General features: G+C 68.4%; 17 protein-coding genes. 14 read left to right on the top strand and 3 right to left on the bottom strand.

What is annotated here, in order from left to right; all coding sequences use genetic code 11:
• From RUGAMON1_RS32245 to RUGAMON1_RS32190, 12 genes are all read left to right on the top strand, one after another.
• A partial coding sequence (locus RUGAMON1_RS32245; protein ID WP_445234357.1) for a tetratricopeptide repeat protein occupies window positions 1-1,116 on the top strand: 1,116 nt, incomplete at its 5' end.
• A gap of 7 nt (window positions 1,117-1,123) precedes the next feature.
• On the top strand, window positions 1,124-2,839 hold the full coding sequence (locus tag RUGAMON1_RS32240; protein WP_445234356.1) for a GspE/PulE family protein: 1,716 nt from the start codon (window positions 1,124-1,126) through the stop codon (window positions 2,837-2,839).
• Window positions 2,839-4,044: a type II secretion system F family protein gene (locus RUGAMON1_RS32235; protein ID WP_445234355.1), complete on the top strand. Its 1,206-nt coding sequence runs from the start codon at window positions 2,839-2,841 to the stop codon at window positions 4,042-4,044. Before RUGAMON1_RS32240 ends, RUGAMON1_RS32235 begins: the two co-directional genes overlap by 1 nt.
• Window positions 4,045-4,051: 7 nt before the next feature.
• Window positions 4,052-5,635 carry a hypothetical protein gene (locus tag RUGAMON1_RS32230; protein WP_445234354.1) on the top strand — a complete coding sequence of 528 codons (1,584 nt, stop codon included), beginning with the start codon at window positions 4,052-4,054 and terminating at the stop codon, window positions 5,633-5,635.
• The gene (locus RUGAMON1_RS32225; protein ID WP_445234353.1) at window positions 5,632-6,300 is read left to right on the top strand and encodes a hypothetical protein; all 669 of its coding nucleotides are present in this window, start codon (window positions 5,632-5,634) and stop codon (window positions 6,298-6,300) included. Before RUGAMON1_RS32230 ends, RUGAMON1_RS32225 begins: the two co-directional genes overlap by 4 nt.
• 2 nt (window positions 6,301-6,302) lie before the next feature.
• Window positions 6,303-6,830, top strand: a complete 528-nt coding sequence (locus tag RUGAMON1_RS32220; RefSeq protein ID WP_445234352.1) for a hypothetical protein — start codon at window positions 6,303-6,305, stop codon at window positions 6,828-6,830.
• Window positions 6,820-7,539: a hypothetical protein gene (locus RUGAMON1_RS32215; protein WP_445234351.1), complete on the top strand. Its 720-nt coding sequence runs from the start codon at window positions 6,820-6,822 to the stop codon at window positions 7,537-7,539. The genes RUGAMON1_RS32220 and RUGAMON1_RS32215 overlap by 11 nt, the downstream gene beginning before the upstream one ends.
• 4 nt (window positions 7,540-7,543) lie before the next feature.
• Window positions 7,544-8,248, top strand: a complete 705-nt coding sequence (locus RUGAMON1_RS32210) for a prepilin-type N-terminal cleavage/methylation domain-containing protein (RefSeq protein WP_445234350.1) — start codon at window positions 7,544-7,546, stop codon at window positions 8,246-8,248.
• On the top strand, window positions 8,245-9,036 hold the full coding sequence (locus RUGAMON1_RS32205) for an ABC transporter permease (RefSeq protein ID WP_445234349.1): 792 nt from the start codon (window positions 8,245-8,247) through the stop codon (window positions 9,034-9,036). The genes RUGAMON1_RS32210 and RUGAMON1_RS32205 overlap by 4 nt, the downstream gene beginning before the upstream one ends.
• On the top strand, window positions 9,033-9,752 hold the full coding sequence (locus RUGAMON1_RS32200; RefSeq protein WP_445234348.1) for a hypothetical protein: 720 nt from the start codon (window positions 9,033-9,035) through the stop codon (window positions 9,750-9,752). Before RUGAMON1_RS32205 ends, RUGAMON1_RS32200 begins: the two co-directional genes overlap by 4 nt.
• Before the next feature lie 62 nt (window positions 9,753-9,814).
• Window positions 9,815-10,369 (top strand): prepilin-type N-terminal cleavage/methylation domain-containing protein, encoded by a 555-nt coding sequence (locus RUGAMON1_RS32195; RefSeq protein WP_445234347.1) that lies wholly within the window; start codon window positions 9,815-9,817, stop codon window positions 10,367-10,369.
• Complete coding sequence (locus RUGAMON1_RS32190) at window positions 10,369-10,623, top strand: hypothetical protein (protein ID WP_445234346.1); 255 nt, start codon at window positions 10,369-10,371, stop codon at window positions 10,621-10,623. The genes RUGAMON1_RS32195 and RUGAMON1_RS32190 overlap by 1 nt, the downstream gene beginning before the upstream one ends.
• On the opposite strand, the gene RUGAMON1_RS32185 is transcribed toward RUGAMON1_RS32190, so the two are convergent.
• From RUGAMON1_RS32185 to RUGAMON1_RS32175, 3 genes are read right to left on the bottom strand one after another with little or no spacing between them, the layout of a single operon-like run.
• Window positions 10,613-11,464, bottom strand: a complete 852-nt coding sequence (locus RUGAMON1_RS32185) for a hypothetical protein (protein ID WP_445234345.1) — start codon at window positions 11,462-11,464, stop codon at window positions 10,613-10,615. The genes RUGAMON1_RS32190 and RUGAMON1_RS32185 overlap by 11 nt on opposite strands.
• A 9-nt stretch (window positions 11,465-11,473) precedes the next feature.
• Window positions 11,474-12,409, bottom strand: coding sequence for a hypothetical protein (locus RUGAMON1_RS32180; RefSeq protein ID WP_445234344.1), 936 nt, complete (start codon window positions 12,407-12,409; stop codon window positions 11,474-11,476).
• 3 nt (window positions 12,410-12,412) lie between these two features.
• On the bottom strand, window positions 12,413-13,048 hold the full coding sequence (locus RUGAMON1_RS32175) for a hypothetical protein (RefSeq protein WP_445234343.1): 636 nt from the start codon (window positions 13,046-13,048) through the stop codon (window positions 12,413-12,415).
• 166 nt (window positions 13,049-13,214) lie between these two features.
• On the opposite strand from RUGAMON1_RS32175, the gene RUGAMON1_RS32170 reads away from it, so the two are divergent.
• A complete protein-coding gene (locus tag RUGAMON1_RS32170) occupies window positions 13,215-14,282 on the top strand; it encodes a phosphotransferase (protein WP_445234342.1) in 1,068 nt (355 codons plus the stop codon).
• A 100-nt stretch (window positions 14,283-14,382) separates the two neighbouring features.
• Window positions 14,383-18,374, top strand: a 3,992-nt coding sequence (locus RUGAMON1_RS32165) for a PAS domain-containing protein (RefSeq protein ID WP_445234341.1), incomplete at its 3' end; no start/stop codon positions are given.

Here is an 18,374-nt window from a genome sequence, read left to right as displayed (position 1 = left end):
GCCGAGTACGCGCCACGGGCCGACAAATCCGCCCAAGCCGGCGCCGACCAGCCGCGCGGCGCGGCGCGCGCACGCGCGGCGGCGGCGGCCACCGCGCCGGCCGAATCCGCCGGACTGGACCGCGAACGCCTGCGCCTGTTCGGCTGGATCGCGCTGCTGCTGCTGATCGTCGGCGGCATGGGCTACTACTACTGGCAGGCGATCGCCGCGCCGGGCGCCGGTTCGCGCCTGCCGCCGGTGCCGATGCCGCCGCTCGGCGCCACCGGCGCCAGCCCGGTCAAGGTCGCCGTCGCGCCCGGCGCCGGGGCAGACCCTCTGCTGATGGACGGCGCGCCGATCGCGCCGCCGGCGCCCGCCCGCGCCGGCAGCGAGGAACTGGAGCGCCGCCTGAACGCCACCGAACAGGCATTGGCCGCCTCGCAGCAAATGATGCAGCAAAAGCTGGCGCAACTGAGCGCGCCGCGCCAGGAGCAGCTGGCGCCGATCGCCGCGCCGGACAACAGCGACATCCGCGTGGCCCGCGCCAGCCAGCAGCCGGTGCTGGCGCCGGCGCTGGAGAGCGGCTACCAGGCCCTCAACAGCGGCGACCTGGCGCAGGCCCAGCAGCAATATGAAGCCGCGCTGCGCGACGCCCCGACCAGTCGCGACGCCCTGCTCGGCCTGGCCACCCTGGCCGCCCGCAGGGGCCAGGGTGAGCAAGCGGCCGGCTACTACCTGCGCCTGCTCGAACTCGACCCGAACGACGCCACCGCCGTCGCCGGCCTGGTCGGCGTGCGCCAGGGCGATAGCGCCCAGAGCGAAACGCGGCTGCGCAACATCCTCGGCGCCAACCCGGACGCCGGGCCGGTGCTGTTCGCGCTCGGCAACCTGCAATCGCAGCAAGGCCGCTGGCAGGAAGCGCAGCAATCCTACTTCCGCGCCTACACCGCGATGCCGGACAACGCCGACTACGCCTTCAACCTGGCCGTCGGCCTGGACCGCCTGAACCAGGGCAAGCTGGCCCTGAAGTACTACCAGCGCGCGCTGGCGCTGGCGCAGGACCACGCGGCCGCCTTCGACCGCAACGCGCTGCGCGCGCGCATGCATGAACTGAGCGCGCCCGCGCGTCAACCGTAAGAGATCCATGGCAGAACAAGTCAAACTCCCGCTCGGCAAGCTGCTGATCCAGAAAGGCGTGATCAGCGAAGACCAGCTGCGCATCGCGCTGATCGAGCAAAAACGCAGCAGCGAGCCGCTGGGGAAACTGCTGATCACGCTGGGCTTCGTGACCGAGGCCACGGTGCGCATGGCGCTGTCGGAAAACCTCAACCAGCAGAGCGCCGACCTGACCAGCCTGGTGGTGGACGCGATCGCCCTCAAGCTGATCCCCAAGGACGTCGCCAAGCGCTACCACGTGTTCCCCATCGTCTACGAGCGCGCCACGGACAACCTGATCCTGGCCATGTCGGACACCAGCAACATCGTCGCGTTGGACCAGATCAGCGCCATGCTGGTCAAGGGCATCACCATCAGCCCGCTGCTGGTGAACGAATCCGACATCCAGCGCGCCATCGACCAGTACTACGGCTTCGAGCTGTCGATCGACGGCATCCTGCACGAGATCGAGACCGGCGAAGTCAATTACGCCAGCCTGGGCGGCGCCTCGGACGAGTACAGCCAGCCGGTGGTGCGGCTGATCGACGCCATCCTGGCGGACGCGGTGCAGAACAGCGCCTCCGACCTGCACTTCGAGCCGGAGCAATCGTTCCTGCGCATCCGCTACCGCATCGACGGCATCCTGCGCCAGATCCGCAGCCTGCACAAATCCTACTGGCCGGCGATGGCGGTGCGCCTGAAGGTGATGAGCGGCATGAACATCGCCGAGACCCGCGCGCCGCAGGACGGCCGCATCTCGATCAAGTTTTCCGGCCGCCAGATCGATTTCCGCGCCTCGGCGCAGGCGACCACCCACGGCGAGAACTTCGTGCTGCGGGTGCTGGACCGGCAGAAAGGCATCGTGCCGCTGGACGGCCTGGGCCTGGAAGAAAACGAACTGAACCTGCTGAAGCTGATGATCGCCCGTCCCGACGGCGTGATCCTGGTGACCGGCCCGACCGGCTCAGGCAAGACCACCACGCTGTATTCCATCCTCAACCACATCAACACCGAGAGCGTCAACATCATGACGCTGGAGGACCCGGTCGAGTATCCGATGAACATGATACGCCAGACCGCCGTCAACGAAGCGGCCAAGATGGGCTTTGCCGACGGCATCCGCTCGATGATGCGGCAGGATCCGGACATCATCCTGGTGGGCGAGATCCGCGACCGCGAGACCGCCGAAATGGCGTTCTCGGCGGCGATGACCGGCCACCAGGTGTATTCGACCCTGCACACCAACTCGGCGATCGGCTCGATCTCGCGCCTGCTCGACATCGGCGTGGTGGCCGACATCATGGCCGGCAACATCATCGGCATCATCGCCCAGCGCCTGGTGCGCCGGCTGTGCCCGCACTGCCGCGAAGCCTACCCGGCCGAGGAGCTGGAGCGCCGCCTGCTGGGCCTGCGAGTAGACCAGGGCGAGGACGCCGCGCCCACCACCTTGTACCGCGCGGTCGGCTGCGAGCGCTGCGGCCACCAGGGCTACAAGGGCCGGCTGGCGATCATGGAACTGCTGAAGATGACGCCGCAGCTCGACGAGATGGTGGCGCGACGCGCCTCCTCGCGCGAGCTGAAGAACGCCACCGCCGCGGCCGGCGTGCGCTCGCTGGTGGACGACGGCCTGCGCCGCGTGCTCGAAGGCGTGACCACGCTGGAGGAAATCGCGCGCGTGGTCGATCTGACGGACAGGTTGAGCTGATGCCCCAATACCTCTACCGCGCCATGGACCCCGGCGGCCAGCTGACGCTGGGCAATATGGACGCGCTCAACGAGCCCGACCTGGAGCTGCGCCTGCACCGCATGGAGCTGGACCTGATCGACTGCCAGGTGTCGCGCCAGAAGCTGGCCGCCATCGGCCGGCGCGACATCACCCGCAAGGACTTGATCAACTTCTGCTTCCAGATGGAGCAACTGACCGGCGCCGGCGTGCCCATCCTCGACGGCCTGAACGACCTGCGCGACAGCATGGACCATCCGCGCTTCCGCGAAATCATCACCGACCTGATCGAGAACATCGAGGGCGGTTTGCAGCTGTCGGCCGCGCTGGACGCCTACCCCGACGTGTTCGACAAGACCTTCACCAGCCTGATCACGGCCGGCGAACGCACCGGCAAGATCTCCGAAGTGTTCCTGAATTTGTCGGACAGCCTGAAGTGGCAGGACGAGCTGGCCTCGCAATCGCGCAAGATCATCATGAAGCCGCTGTTCGTCGGCGTCGTCATCCTCGGCGTGGTGGCCTTCCTGATGATCTACCTGGTGCCGCAGCTGACCGCCTTCATCAAGAACATGGGCAACGAGCTGCCGTTCCACACCAAGGCGCTGATCTTCGTCTCCGACATCTTCATCCACTACTGGTACGTGCTGCTGGCGCTGCCGGTGGCCGGTTTCTTCGGCGGGCGCGCCTGGCTGGCGCGCAGCGAGCAGGCGCGCTACCGCTTCGACGCCTTCAAGCTGCGCATCTGGATGATCGGCCCGGTGCAGCACAAGATCATCCTGGCCCGCTTCGCCACCTTCTTCGCGCTGATGTACGGCGCCGGCATCACCATCCTCGAATGCATCCGCCTGTCCGAGGGCATCGTCGGCAACCGCATGGTGGCGGCCGGCCTGCGCCGCGCGGCCCAGCTCATCTCCGACGGCCAGAGCGTGACCGAGGCGTTCCAGAACACCGGCATCTTCCCGCCGCTGGTGATCCGCATGCTCAAGGTGGGCGAGGCCACCGGCGCGCTCGACGGCGCGCTGCGCAACGTCAGCTACTTCTACAACCGCGAAGTCAAGGAGATGATCGAGAAGGTGCAGGCGATGATAGAGCCGGCCATGACCGTGGTGCTGGGACTGCTGCTGGGCTGGATCATGCTGTCCGTGCTGGGGCCGATTTACGACACCATCTCCAAGATCCGACCCTGAGGCCGCCGTGTTGCATAGCCATTTACTCTACCTCAGCAGCGAACATGTGTGGGCCTACCCGTGGCACCAGGGGCGGCTCGGCGACGCCGTGCGCTTCGGCAACGACCGCGCCGGCGTCGACGCCTTCATGGACTACCTGGACGCCCAGCCCTACGGCCCGGTCTACCTGATGGTCGACCTGATCGAGGAAGACTTCCAGCGCATCACCTTGCCGCACGTGACGGGCCGCTCCGGCCGCCGCCTGCTGGCGCGCCGCCTGCTGCAGCAATACCGCGAAACGCCCTACCGCTACGTGCGCGTGCAGGGCCGGGAAGCGGGCGGGCGCCAGGACGATGTCGCCCTGCTCAGCGCGCTGACCAACCCGGCGCTGGTGCAGCCCTGGATCGCCGCGCTGGAACTGCTGCGCACGCCGTTGGCGGGCCTGTACTCGACCACGCTGATGAGTTCCTCGCTGGTGCGCAAGCTGGGCCTGGCGGACCAGCGCCTGCTGCTGGTGACGCAGCAATCGGCCGGCCTGCGCCAGAGCTACTTCCTCGACGGCCAGCTGAAGTTCTCGCGCCTGACCTTGGCGGTGGACCGCGACGGCGCCCCGGTCGACGTCGCCCGCGAGACCGCCAAGACCCAGCAGTTCCTCACCAGCACCCGCCTGATCGGCCGCGGCGAAGTGCTGCACACGGTGATCGTGGCGCCGGAAAGCACGCTGGACCGGCTCGAACCGCAATGCCAGGACGGCCCGGAAACCGCCTACCATTTCATCGACATGGACAGCGCGGCCCAGCGCACCGGCCTGGCGCAGACGCCGGCGCTGGCCGCCGAATTGGCCGATTCGTTGTTGCTGACCTTGCTGGGCCGCGAACGCCCGGCCAGCCAGTATTCGCTGGGCGAGGCGCGCCGCTACTTCCAGCTGTGGCGCGCGCGGCTGGCCCTGTTCGGCGCCAGCGCGCTGCTGGCGGCCGCCACGCTGGCCTGGCTGGGCGTCAACGTCTGGCGCTACGTCGACGCCACCTCGGCCACCGCCGCCATGTATGCGGAAGGCAAACAGTACGACCAGCGCTACCGCGCCGCGCTGTCGAGCATGACGCCGGCCATCGACAAGACCGCCAACATGCGGGCCGCCGTCACCGTGGCACAGCTGCTGGTGCGCCAGGGGCCGCAGCCGCTGCCCATGATGGCGCAGCTGAGCACGGCGCTCGACAAGGTGCCGCAAATCCGCCTGCTGCAGCTGGACTGGAAGACCGCGCCGCCGGCCGCGCCGGCCGAGCCGGTCGCCACCGGCTTCATGGCCAGCACTTCGGGCACGGTGATGGAACCGATCTCGTCGGGGATGCTGGGCCTACCGGCCCAGGCGCCGCAGACGCTGCGGCTGGAGGCGGAGATCATGGTGCCGCCGGATAATTACCGCGAAGTGGTCAACAGCATGGACGCCTTCACCCAGGAACTGGCGCGCCAGCCGCGCATGACGGTGGAGATCGTGCAGCAACCGGTCGACACCCGCTCCAACGTCAAACTCAGCGGCAAGGCCGGCGCCGGCGCCACCGGCGGCGTCGAAACCAAGGCCCGCTTCATCCTCAACCTGGTATGGCAGCCATGAGCGCGACTCCCGCCCCCTTCAGCAAAAAGCCGGCACGCGCCGCCAAGCCGCTGCCGTACTGGCTGCGCGAGTTCGCGCTGATCCGGCTGGCCGTGGTGATGGCGGCCGGCGCGCTGAGCATCGGCGTCGCCACCGTGGCCGCCAGCAGCTGGTACGTCAGCCGGGCCGAAGAGCAGCGCGCGCAGGCGCAGCAGACGCGCGACGCCGCGCGCCGGCGCTACGCCCAGGTCGAAACGGAGAAGCGCGAGATCCGCGCCTTCCAGCCGCAGTTCGTGCTGCTGCGCAGCCGCGGCCTGATCGGCGATGAAAACCGCCTCGACTGGGTCGAGCAGATCCGCCAGATCCAAGAGCGCCGCAAGCTGCCGCCGCTGAGCTACGAGATCGAGCCGCAGCAGGCCGTCAGGCTGGACGCGCCGCTGCCGCTGGGCGACTATGCGCTGCGCGGCAGCCGCATGAACCTGCGCATGGAGCTGCTGCATGAAGGCGACCTGTTCAACTTCCTCGACGACCTGCGCCAGCGCAGCTATTACGCGGTGCAGGAATGCACGCTCAAGCGCATCGGCAGCGTGCAAAACCTGCCGAACACGCCCAGCATGGGCGCCGAATGCAAGCTCAACTGGCTGACCCTGGCGCCGGCCGCCGCGTTCAAGAAAGGCGCTGGATGACCATGGCTCAACGACACCGACGCGCACCGCACCTTGCCCTGCTGGCCCTGCTGGCCGGGGCCGCCCTGCCGGCTTCGGCCCAGCAGCCGGCGCTGGGCCGCCTGTTCGCCTCGCCGGCCGAACGCAGCGCGCTCGATCGCCAGCGCGACGCCGGCCCGGCCGCCGCGCCGGCCATGCCGGGCGCCGCGCCGCTGCCGGGCATGGCGGACGCCGCCGCCCAAGCCCAGGCCCAGGCCCAGGCCGCAGCCCAGGCACAGATGGCGGCCGGCATGCCGCCGCCCATGGCGGCACAGCCGACGGCGCCCGCCGCCGGCGCGCCGCCCTCGTCCAGCGTCCAGCTGAGCGGCGTGCTGCGCGGCAGCAGCGGCCGCACCACGGTCTGGCTCAACCAGGTGCCGCAGTCCGACGGCGCCAAGGCCGGGCCGGGATCGGCGGTGTCGCTGCGCCTGTCGTCCGGCCGCCAGCTGATCCTGAAACCCGGCCAGAGCTTCGATCCCGCCAATGGCAGCGTGCAAGAAATTGGCCATTAGCCGCCGGCGCCAGCGCGGCGCGGCGCTGCTGCTGCTGCTGGCCATGACCAGCGTCGGCGCAGCGACCTTGCTGGTGAGCGCGCTCAACCACGACAACCGGCAGCTGCGCCGCAACCAGCTGACGCTGGCGCGCATGGCGCAGGCGCGCGACGCCCTGATCGGCTTCGCCGCAGCCAACGGCCGCCTGCCACGTCCGGCCACCTCGGCCACCGACGGCCACGAGGCGCTGGCGCCCTGCGCCACCGAGCAGGACTGCACCGGCTTCCTGCCCTGGGTGACGCTGGGCGTCGACGGCGCCGACGCCTGGGGCAAGCTGCTGCGCTACAGCGTCACCCCGGTCTACTCGCAGGCGCCGGTGCTGCGCATTTCCTCGGTGGCCACCAAGACCGTGCAGGACCGCGGCAGCGACGGCGAGTTGCTGTACCGCGCAGGCCAGGCCGGCTGCGACCTGGGCGCCCCGTGCGCGCCGGCGGTGCTGCTGTCGCACGGCCGCAACAATTTCGGCGTGTCGATGCTGGGCGTGGCGCAGGCCAACACCGACGCCGGCAACCTCGACGAACAACAGAACGCCAGCGCCAGCGTCCACTTCATCAGCCGCGCCGCCAGCACCGACGCCAACGGCCCCGGCGGCGCCTTCGACGACCTGGTGATGAGCGTGCCGCTGGCCCCCCTTTACAAACAAATGGCGGCGGCCCACCGCCTGCCTTGACGCCATGACGAAACACAGACAATCCGGCTTCACGCTGGTCGAAATCGCGATCGTGCTGATCATCGTCGGCCTGATGGTCGGCGGCCTGCTGGCGCCGCTCGGCATGCAGCTGGAGCAGCGCAAGATCTCGGAAACCCAGAAGGCGATGGAGGATGCGCGCGAGGCGCTGGTCGGCTACGCGCTGCGCAACGGCTACCTGCCCTGCCCGGCCATCTCGGCCAGCAACGGCCTGGAGGCGCGCAACGGCAGCCGCTGCGCCGGCGAGCGCCGCAGCGGCTACCTGCCGTGGGCGACGCTGGGCTTGGGCAAGCTCGACAGCTGGAACCATTTGTTCCGCTACAGCGTCACGCCGGCCTTCAGCGACAGCGGCGCGCTGTTCAACCTGAGCACGCCGCGCGACATCACCGTCGCCACCCGCGACGGCAGCGGCCAGCTGGTGGCGGCCACCGCCGTCAACGACATCCCGGCGGTAATCATCTCGCACGGCAAGAACGGCTATGGCGGCAGCAACGAACTCGGCGGCCTGATCGCCAACGCCGCCACCAGCAACACCGACGAGCAGCTCAACGCCGGTTCGGACACCCAGTTCGTCAGCCGCTACGCCAGCGACACCGCCACCGCGCCGGGCGGCGCCTACGACGACATCGTGGTCTGGCTGTCGCCCAACATCCTGTTCAACCGCATGGTCGCGGTGCAGAAGATCCAATGACGGCCGCGCCGCCGCTGCCGTTGCCACACGCTGCGCTGGTGATCGCCCGCTACACGCTGCTGGAGGCGCTGCGCAACCGCCTGCTGTGGCTGCTGCTGCTGGTGCTGGCGGCGGCGGTGTGCGCCGGCGGCTTCCTCGGCCAGCTGGCCCTGACCGAAAGCCGCCAGCTGCAGGCGGCCTTGCTGGCGGCCGTGCTGCGGCTGGCCGCGGTGTTCCTGATCGCCACCTTCGTCATCAGCAGCATGGCGCGCGAGGCGGCCGACAAAGGCGGCGAACTGCTGCTGGCGCTGGCGCTGCCGCGCGCGGTCTACCTGCTGGGCAAGCTGGCCGGCTTCGCCGCGCTGGCGTTGCTGCCGGCGCTGCTGTTCGGCGCGGTGGCGCTGGCCTTCGCGCCGCTCGACCAGGCGGCGCTGTGGGCGCTGTCGCTGCTGGGCGAGCTGTGGATCGTGGCCGCCTTCAGTTTGCTGTGCTCGCTGACCCTGAACCAGACGCTGCCGGCGCTGAGCGCCGCCGGCGCCTTCTACCTGCTGGCGCGCGTGGTCGGCACCCTGCAGCTGCTGGGCCACGCCGGCGCCGCCCAGGCCGACGCCGGCCAGCGCTGGCTGACGCGCGGCATCGACGCGCTGGCGCTGCTGCTGCCCCACCTGGACGCCTACACCCGCACCGAGTGGCTGCTGTACCACAGCGGCACCCTGGCCGACCTGGCCGCGCTGGCCATGCAGACCGCGCTGACGGTCGGCCTGCTGACGGCCGCCGCGCTGTTCGACCTGTACCGGAAGAACCTGTGAACACGCCGTCCCGCCCGCTGTCGTCGGTGCCGCCGGCCGTGCGCTGGCTGCTGGCGGCGGCGCTGGCCTTGCAGCTGGGCTGGCAGGCCAGCCGGCCGCCGCCGCGCGCGCGCGCCGAGGCGCTGCCGCCGGCGCCGGCGCCGGCCGCGCTGCAACTGGCCAGCCTGGGCGATCCGCTGGCGCTGTCGCGGCTGTTGATGCTGTATGTGCAGGGCTTTGACGAGCAGGCCGGCGTGACCATCGCCTGGCGCGACATGGACTACGGCCGCATCCGGCAATGGCTGGAACGCGTGCTGGAGCTCGATCCGCGCAGCCAGTATCCGCTGCTGGCGGCCAGCGAGGTGTACGGCGCGGTCGGCGATCCGGCGCGGGTGCGGCTGATGCTGGACCTGGTCTACGCCCGCTTCGATGAAGACCCGAACCGGCGCTGGCCGTGGCTGGCGCACGCGGCCGTGGTGGCGCGCCACCGGCTGCACGACCTGCCGCTGGCGCGCCGCTACGCGCAGGCGATCCGGCTGCGCGCCACCGGCCCGCAAGTGCCGGCCTGGGCGCGCGAGCTGGAGCTGTTCGTGCTGGAGGACATGAACCAGGCCGAGGCGGCGCGGGCGCTGATCGGCGCGCTGCTGGCCAGCGGCCAGATCACCGACCCCAACGAGCTGCGCTTCCTCGAACAGCGCCTGCAAAACATGGCGCCGCCGGCCCGGCCGTCGCGCTAGGCGGCCGGACAGTTTCCGTCTATCATGACGTTTCACCGACACCCGTTACGAAAGGATGCCCCATGCAGCGAGCCCAACGCGGCTTTACCCTGGTTGAGATTGCGATTGTTCTGGTCATCATCGGCCTGCTGCTGGGCGGCGTGCTGAAAGGACAGGGACTGATCGACAGCGCCAAGGTCAAGAACATCATCCAGCAATCGAACGCGCTGTCGGCGGCGGTCAACTCCTACCAGGACAAGTTCCACGCGCTGCCGGGCGACGATCCGCAGGCGACCGTCCACGCGCCCGGCGCCACCGGCAACGGCAACGGCGACGGCCAGATCGCCGAATACCAGCTGGCGCCGCAGCACCTGGCGCTGGCGGGCTTCATCACCGGCTCGTTCAACGGCACCACCGACTTCATGACCAGCGCGCAGGGCGGCGCGGTCTACATCTACAACGACGTGGTGGGCGGCCGCGGCGGCAACGGCGTGCGGCTCGACAACCTGCCCGACTCGTTCGCCGAGCAGGTCGACAGCAAGCTCGACGACGGCAAATACAACAGCGGTTCGGTGCGCGCCACCGCCGCCTACACCAACAACGGCACGGTCATCCAGCGCACCGCCCTGTTCTTCTGATGCGGCGGCTGTCCGGACTGCAGCTGCTCAACCTGCTGCTGGCGGCCGCCTGCCTGGTGCTGTGCGCCGGTTATTTCGCCTCGGGCCGGGCGCAGGATGGCTTCTGGAGCGTGGGGACCACGCTGGCCTTTGCCGTCCTGCTGCTGTTTAACGCCTTCTGGAAGCGCAAGGAAATCAAGCCGGCCTACTTCTGCTTGCTGCTCGCCGCCGGCCTGCTGCAAGTGTATGTCTTCATCCTGAAAGTCAGCGCCTGAAATCACGCAATGCCGGCAACCCGTTGCCGCAGGCGGTCGAAGGCTGCCCGGCGTCCTGCAAGCGCTGCTTGAAATAGGCCAGCCGCTGGGCCTCGCCGGAATCCGGCCTGTCCGCGTGAAATTGTTGCGCGAAGTACAGCGCCTGATTGGCATTGGCGACGCCAAAACTGCCGTCATCATAGTGCGAGGCGAGGAACAAATAAGCCTCACCCAGCCCGGCATGTGCGGCACGCAGCGCGTTGCGCTCTATAGTCGCGAGCTCATCGTTGTCTTGCCCGGATTGCCCCTCAACGCCATCGGCCAGCCGGGCCTGGCGAACCACGAGCCCATTCGCTGCGTACAATAATTGGGCTTCGGCGGAGTTCGACAGCGCCGGGTCCAGGCTGGTCAGCGGGCTGTTTCTGAGTTGCGGCGGAAGCTTGCGGCAGGTTTGCCTTGGCGGCAAATCCACATCGTCCGGCACCAGTCCGAGAAAGTCGAATCGGCCTCTAAAGCGCGAACAATTCGCCGCCAGATACAGCATGGCGATGGCAGCGGCGGATTGGCCCTGCCCGGCTTTCGCCAGCACCGACGCCGGATCGTCCAGCCCCGCAGACAATTCCAATTGCACTTGACTGGCCAGTCGGCCGATCGAAAATTGACGAGCCGCGCCTGCTTCGATCGCATCGGAATGGCAGGGCGCCTTGCTAATAGCTGCAGCCGAACTGGCCAAGGCCGGCGCCGGCTGTATTGAATCGACGGTTGGGGCAGCCGTGACCAGCGTCGCGGAAGGCGGCGCAGTGAGGAAAAAAACCGCCATGGCGACGATGACGCCTAGCGTCCCAGATACAATTTTCTTCATTAAAATGAACTATAAATCTATTTGCGCCAAACCATTCTTCAGAGCCGCCTTGGCCGAGCTATCCCGCCATCCCTTCATCACGTGCTTGACCGCGCCCGCTTTGATGAAATAGAAGGTGGGCGTCTCACGCATGTCCAGCATCGTCCAGCCACGCCAATGATAGGCCAGCGACATGGGCAGCGATGGATACGTTCGATTCCATTCGACAAAATCATCGATGTCAAAGTCCATTTGATGGGGAGCCAACAACTGCAATGCCCCGTTCAAACGCCGCACCAACACCGGATCTTCCCTGATGGCGGCAAAGGCGTCCCGCGAAAAATGGCATCCAGGATTGGTGACCATCAATACCGTCGGTTTTTCCGGCAAAGGACAGGCCGTCGCAAACAGCTCGCCGCGTCCGCTAGCCAGACGCATCACCGTAGGCGTGCCGGCGCCGGCGCCGGCAGACATGCGGATCTCCGGCGCCGCCTTCACGCGGCCGGGAAATTGCCCGGCCAGTTGCTTGGCGAGATCCATGCTCCGGCAGTAGTAGCAAGCCTTGTAAGTGCGTTGCAACTGGAGCTGCGTAGCCTGCTTACGCTGGTCCAACAGGCCGAAGACTTTGACCAGGTGGAGCAAAACCTGTTGATCGGCCGTATAAAAAATGATGGCGTAGAGTTCGTCAAAGGCCTTTGCCACCTCGCGCATCGGCAAGCTCTGCAGATGCGCTATGGAATTCTCCGCCCGCAGCTTTTCCCGGTAGTACGCCAGGTAGAGCAAGACGGCGTCGGCTTGCGGCAAGTGCAGGGACCAGACATATTCCTCGAACACTTGCGGCGCAAGGTCCAACGCAGCGGGCGCAGCGGCACCGGCCGGGGACGCGGCCGCCATCCAGGCGCCCATGCCCGCCGCCAGCCGCAAAGCGCGACGGCGCGACACGGCTTGTGGTCTGAGCAGATTCAAAGCTCAGCATCCCTTGCGACAGATACTGAAGTTTTTCACTTCACATGTGGCGTGCGCGGTGCACGCGTATCCCGCGACGTCCTTATCCGTGGTGTCAGCCGGATCCGGCGTCGGCGGCGGCGGGGGCGGCTCGGTCGTGTCGCCGCCGTCATCCCAGCCACTACCGCCAGGATCGTCGCCGGAGTAGCCGCCCCCATCTTCGTCGCATTCGCTGCTGCCGCAGCGATCTGAGCCTCTCGCGGCAATCAATTTCCGGTCTTTGACGGAGACCAAGCGTGCCGGCTGCATCAGCGCGATCGTGTTGCGCGCGCCAAACAAGGCCAGCAGCTTATCGATCTGGGTTGGTGTCAGTTCCGCTTGCAGGTCGCGATATGAAAAACCGGTCAGGCCGTTCTGGTTGAAGGTCAGGCTCTCGATAAAGGCGCGGCGGCCCGCCGGCGTCAGCGGGGAAAAAGCCGACTGATATTCGGGCGTGACCGCCAGATAGCGGTCGAGGTCATGGCTGGACTTGATCGGCGCCAGCAAACGATCCAGCTTGGAGGCCGTGCGTACCGATTTCGCCGCCGACATGGCCGGCGTCGAGACTCCACCCAGCACAGCCCCCGCCACCAGGAAACACATCAAGGATTTTTTGAACACCAGCACCTCCAAGTTAATTTAATAAGTAGTAATTGTATCAATGTTTTAATAAATCAATACTCTACAATTGTCACAAACCAAGATTTTCAGCTGCTGAAAAAATAAAAAGCACGCACGTACTATTATTGGACTAGAATAGCCGATACATACAACAGCGGGAGACAGCATGTTCGAAGAATTCATCGGCACCAAGGCGGTGTCGGCGCGCCACCAGTTCGACGTGGCGGCGCTGGACGCCTACCTGCGCCAGCACGTGACCGGCTACCCGGACGGCGCGCTGAGCGTGGAGCAGTTCAAGGGCGGCCAGTCCAACCCCACCTACAAGCTCAGCATCGGAGGCCAGCACTATGTGTTGCGCACCAAGCCGGCGCCGGCCGCCAAGCTGCTGCCGTCGGCGCACGCGATCGAGCGCGAGTACCGCGTGATGGATGCGCTCAGCCGCCACGGCTTCCCGGCCGCCCGCCAGTACGCGCTGTGCACCGACGAGGCGGTGATCGGGCGCGCCTTCTACGTGATGGAATTCGTCGAAGGCCGGGTGCTGTGGGACCAGGCCCTGCCCGGCATGACGCCTTCCGAACGGGCCGCCATCTACGACGAACTCAACCGCGTGATCGCCCAGTTGCACACGGTCGACTACGCGGCCATCGGCCTGGCCGACTTCGGCAAGCCGGGCAACTACTTCGGCCGCCAGATCGAGCGCTGGAGCAAGCAATACCTGGCCTCGCAGACCGAGACCATCGAGGCGATGGACCAGCTGATCGCCTGGCTGCCCGGCAACATCCCGCCCGGCGAAGACACTTCGATCGTGCACGGCGACTTCCGCCTCGACAACATGCTGTTCCACCCGACCGAGCCGCGCATCCTGGCGGTGCTGGACTGGGAGCTGTCGACGCTGGGCCACCCGTTCGCCGACTTTTCCTACCACTGCATGAGCTGGCACATCGAGCCCGGCCAGTTCCGCGGCATCGCCGGGCTGGACCTGGCGGCGCTGGGCATCCCCTCGCAGCAGGACTACATCGCCCGCTACGCCGCGCGTACCGGCAAGACCATCCGGCTGGAGGACTTCAATTTCTACCTGGCCTTCAATATGTTCCGCCTGGCCAGCATCATGCAGGGCATCATGAAACGCTATGTCGACGGCACGGCAGCCAGCGCCCAGGCGCTGGAATCGGGCCGCATGGCGCGCCCGATGGCCGAACTGGCGTGGAGCTACGCCTGTGGCAAGCCGATCTGACCGTTGCCTGTAGTGGACAAAATCGCTTTCTGAAACGGCCCACGTCGGCTACTATCGTGCTGCCAGCCCGATGCTGGCCGCCGCCGCCGGGGTCCAACACGTGCCAGAACCAAAACGTCCACGCCTGCCCTCCATCCGCTCGCAGATCGCGCTGCTGGTGCTGGCATGCGCGCTGCCGACGGTGGTCGGCTTCGGCGCCGTGGTCGGCCAGTTCTACCAGCGCGAACGCGACACCCTGATGGAAGACACCCGGCAGTCGGCCCGGCTGGTGGCCGCCGCCATCGACCGCGACCTGCTGCAGGCCGACAGCGCGGTGCGCGCGCTGGCCGCCTCGCCCAGCCTGCGCAGCGGCGACCTGGCGGCGCTGCGCGCCCAGGCCGCCACGCTGCTCGGCCCGCAATTCCCGGTCGCCCATTTCCTGCTCAGCGACGCCGCCGGCAAGGTGGCGCTGCACTTGGGCCCTGACCTGCCCGCCAGCTTCAGCGACGCCGACAACCGCCGCCGCCTGGCGCTGCTGTACGCGCAATCGCGGCCGCAATTGTCGATGCTCACCGTCGGCGGCGCGAACCTGCTGGCGATCGACGTGCCGGTCATGCTCGACAACCGCCTCAGCTACGCCCTGACCGCGCTGCTCAAGCCCGAACGTCTGGCCAGCATCCTGGGCGACGAGAAGATCGGCCAGCACCAGACCATGACCCTGTATGACGCCGACGGCGTGTTCGTCGCCCAGGCCGGCGGCCCGCGCCAGCTGCTGGCGCGCCCGGCCGAGGAGGCGATGCGGGCCCAGCTGCGCACCACCGGCGAAGCCCTGCTGTCGACCGCGGCGGCCGACGGCACGCCGATCTACTTCGGCTTCAGCCGGGCGCCGGTCAGCCGCGTCACCGTCGCCATCGCCACCCCGCAGCACCAGGCGCTGCAGGAATTGCTGGACGCCGTCACCGCCATCTCGCTGACCATGACGGCGCTGCTGCTGGCCGGCTTTTCGCTGGCCTGGTGGGTCGGCGGCCGCATCGCCCGCTCGGTGCGCGAGCTGGTCGGGCCGGCCCAGGCGCTGGCCAGCGGCAGCCCGTTCACGCTGGGCGCGCTGACCTTCCGCGAAGCGGACGAGGTCGGCCTGGCCTTCCTGGCGCTGGAGGGCGACCTGCGCCGCAACCAGGCCCAGCTCGAACAACTGGTGGCCGAGCGCACCGTCCAGCTGGAAAAGAACCGCGCCCAGCTGGAAACCCTGTACGCCACCGCGCCGGTCGGGCTCAGCTATGTCGACAGCGAGCTGCGCTTCGTCCGCCTGAACGACTACCTGGCCGCGCTCAACGAGCAGCCGGTGATCGCCCACCTGGGCCGCCACGTGGGCGAGATGATTCCCGACCCCGAGGTGCGGCGCAGCGTGCTGGCCGACTACCGCGCCGTGCTCGACAGCGGCAAGCCGCTGACCGGCCTGCAACGCTCGGGCTATCCGGCCGCCTCGCCCAGGCAGCTGTGCTACTGGGTGCTGAGCTACTATCCGCAGTTCGGCACCGACGGCCGCATCATCGGCATCACCGCCCTGCTGATGGACGTGAGCGAGCTGAAACGGACCGAGGCGGAACTGCGGCGCTCGCGCCAGTTGCTCAGTTCGATGCTGGAAAACATGCCGGCGATGATCTTCCTGAAGCGCGCCGCCGACCTGCGCTACGAGCTGTTCAACCGCCATGGCGCGCAGATGTTCGGCCGCCCGAACGGCGAGGCCTTCATCGGCAAGAGCGACTACGACCTGGTGCCCACCGCCCAGGCCGATTTCTTCACCGCCGCCGACCGCCGGGTGCTGGCCGCGGCCGCCGGCGAGGTGACCGAGATCGCCGAGGAACCGATCACCGACGCCAGCGGCCAGACCCGCTACCTGACCACCCGCAAGGTGGCGCTGCGCGACGAGCACGGCGCCCCCACCCACGTGCTGGGTATCGCGCTTGACATCACCGACCGCAAGGCCGCCAAGGAGGCGCTGCGCGCCACCGTGGAGCAACTGGCGCAGAGCGAACACTTCGTGCGCACCGTGACCGACAACCTGCCCGGCATGGTGGCCTATTGGGACGCCGGCCTGCGCTGCCGCTTCGCCAACCGCTATTTCCTCGAGTGGCACGGCCGCAGCACCAGGCAGATGCTGGGCGCCCACATGCCGGAAGTGCTCGGCGAGGCCCAGTACGCCGTCAGTGAACCCTATGTGCGCGGCGCGCTGGCCGGCCAGCCGCAGGCCTTCGCCGACCAGCTGCGCTGGCCGTCGGGCGAGCTCAGCCACACCTGGGTCAACTACATCCCGGACGCCGACCAGGGCGGCCTGGTGAGCGGCTTCTTCGTGCTGGTGTCCGACGTCAGCGAACTCAAGGAAACCGAGCTGCACCTGCAGGAACTGAACGAGGAGCTGGTGCTGGCGCGCGACCGCGCCGAGGCCGCCAGCCGCGCCAAGAGCGAATTCCTGGCCAATATGAGCCACGAGATCCGCACGCCGATGAACGCCATCATCGGCCTGGCGCGCCTGCTGGAGGAAGCCGGGCTGGCGCCGCGCGAACGCGCCTACCTGGACAAGATCCAGCTGGCCACGCAATCGCTGCTGGGCCTGGTCAACGACGTGCTGGACTTCTCGCGCGTGGAGGCCGGCCAGCTGGTGCTGGAACACGCCAGCTTCAGCCTGGAGCGCGTGCTCAGCAGCATCAGCGTGCTGGTCAGCGGCAGCGCCTGCGACAAGGGCATCGAGCTGGTCTACGACATCGACCCGCGCCTGCCGGCCGAGCTGGCGGGCGACCCGATGCGGCTGCAACAGGTGCTGCTCAACCTGATCGGCAACGCCATCAAGTTCACCGAGCACGGCGAGGTGGTGCTGCAAGTGCGGCAGGCGCCGGGCGCGCTCCCGCCGGAGCGGCCGGGCGCGCAGGGATTGCGCGCCATCTTGCTGGAGTTCCGCGTGCGCGACACCGGCATCGGCATCACGCAGGAACAGCAAACGCTGATCTTCGGCGCCTTCTCGCAGGCCGACAGCAGCACCAGCCGCCAGTTCGGCGGCGCCGGCCTAGGCCTGGCGATCTGCCGCCAGTTGGCCGACATGATGGGCGGCGCGATCGAGGTCAGCAGCGAACCCGGCATCGGCTCGGAATTCCTGTTCACCTGCCCGCTCGAATGCGGCGCGCCGGCCGCCGCGCCGCCGCCCGTGGCCGCCGGCCTGGCGGTGCTGATCGTCGACGACAACGCCAGCGTGCGGCTGGCCTTGCAGCGCGCCTGCGACCAGCTGGGCTGGGTCGCCAGCGCCGCCGCCGACGCCGACGCCGCGCTGGCCCTGCTGCACCAACACCAGCAACTGGGCCAGCCCTACGGCCTGATGCTGCTGGACTGCCACCTGCCGACGCCGGACGGCGCCCCCCTGCGGGACTGGCTGCAGGCCGGCCAGCCTCTGCCGCCGGTGCTGCTGATGGCGGCCGAACACGTGGTCGCCGCCCAGGCCGAGCAGTGCAGCGGCCTGGGCGCGGCCGGCATGCTGTCCAAGCCGGTCAGCCCGGCGCGCCTGCTGGAGCGGGTCGCCTCGCTGCTGGGGGGAGACAACCGCGACGCCGGCATGGCGCCGCTGAGCGAGCATTCGCCGCTGCACGCGCGCCTGGCCGAGATGCGCGTGCTGCTGGTGGAGGACAATGAAATCAACCAGGAGGTGGCGCAGTACATGTTGCACCACGCCGGCGCCAGCGTCGAGACGGTGGCCAACGGCCAGCTGGCGGTCGATTTGCTGCTGGCCGATCCGCAGCGCTGCGACGTGGTGCTGATGGACGTGCAGATGCCCGTGCTCAACGGCTACGACGCCACGGTGGCGATCCGCGCGGCCGGCGGCGCGCTGGCCGACCTGCCCATCGTCGCCATGACCGCCAACGTGATGGACGACGACCGCCGCCGCGCCGACCGCGCCGGCATGAACGCCCATGTGGCCAAACCGATCGACGTCGAGGAAATGATCGCCGTGCTGACCCGGCTGGTGTACGGAACCGCCGGGGCGGCAAGCGCGACCGGGGCCGAACCGGCCGCGGCCGCGCCCGTGCCCGCGGCGGCGACCGCCTGGCTCTTATACACATCCCCGAG

The organism is Duganella rhizosphaerae (genome assembly GCF_040364205.1).
Lineage (GTDB): Bacteria > Pseudomonadota > Gammaproteobacteria > Burkholderiales > Burkholderiaceae_D > Rugamonas > Rugamonas rhizosphaerae.
Note: the sequence above shows the minus strand (reverse complement) of the source record. Positions and strands in the feature narration are given on the sequence as shown.